Genomic DNA, 1,184 nt, shown 5'->3' with positions numbered 1-1,184 from the left:
AGAATTTCAGATACTGTACCAGCACCGATTGTTCTACCACCCTCACGGATTGCGAACTTAAGACCTTTTTCCATCGCGATTGGAGTAATTAGCTCTACTGCGAAAGAAGTGTTGTCACCTGGCATAACCATTTCAACACCGTCTGCAAGTGTAATATCACCTGTTACGTCTGTTGTTCTGAAGTAGAACTGTGGTCTATAACCTTTGAAGATTGGAGTGTGACGTCCACCTTCATCTTTTGAAAGGATATATACTTCACAGTTAAATTTCGCGTGTGGCTTTACTGAACCTGGCTTGATTAGACACTGACCACGCTCTACTTCTTCACGCTTAACACCACGTAGAAGAAGACCAACGTTATCACCTGCTCTACCTTCGTCAAGAAGCTTTCTGAACATCTCAACACCAGTTACAGTTGTTTTAGTTGTTTCTTTAATACCAACGATTTCGATTTCTTCGTTAACTTTGATAATCCCTCTTTCAACACGTCCTGTACAAACTGTACCACGTCCTGAAATTGAGAATACGTCTTCTACTGGCATTAGGAAGTCAAGGTCTGTTGCTCTAGCTGGAGTTGGGATGTACTCATCAACTTGTGCCATAAGCTCTAGAACTTTATCTTTACCAATTGCATCGTCTCTCATTTCAAGAGCTGCAAGTGCAGAACCAGCTACGATAGGAATATCGTCACCTGGGAAGTCGTATGAAGATAGAAGTTCTCTTACTTCCATCTCTACTAGCTCAAGTAGTTCTTCATCATCTACTTGGTCTACTTTATTTAAGAATACTACGATCGCTGGTACACCTACCTGACGTGCAAGAAGGATGTGCTCTCTAGTTTGTGGCATTGGCCCATCAGCCGCTGAACATACTAGGATCGCTCCGTCCATTTGTGCTGCACCTGTAATCATGTTCTTTACATAGTCAGCGTGACCTGGACAGTCTACGTGTGCGTAGTGTCTGTTAGCTGTTTCGTATTCAATGTGTGAAGTATTGATTGTAATACCTCTAGCTTTTTCTTCTGGTGCTGAATCGATTTCGTCGAATTTTCTTACGGCACCACCAAGTGCGTTAGCTAATGTGATTGAAATTGCCGCTGTAAGAGTTGTCTTACCGTGGTCAACGTGCCCGATCGTACCAATGTTTACGTGGGGCTTACTTCTGTCAAAAGATTCTTTTGCCAT

General features: G+C 42.7%; 1 protein-coding gene. It reads right to left on the bottom strand.

Annotated features, from left to right (window positions below; all coding sequences use genetic code 11):
- On the bottom strand, window positions 1-1,184 hold a 1,184-nt coding region (gene tuf, locus C0Z22_RS15755), incomplete at its 3' end, for an elongation factor Tu (RefSeq protein WP_103219315.1).

Origin of the sequence: Halobacteriovorax sp. DA5 (assembly GCF_002903145.1) — a bacterium.
GTDB lineage: Bacteria > Bdellovibrionota > Bacteriovoracia > Bacteriovoracales > Bacteriovoracaceae > Halobacteriovorax_A.
Note: the sequence above shows the minus strand (reverse complement) of the source record. Positions and strands in the feature narration are given on the sequence as shown.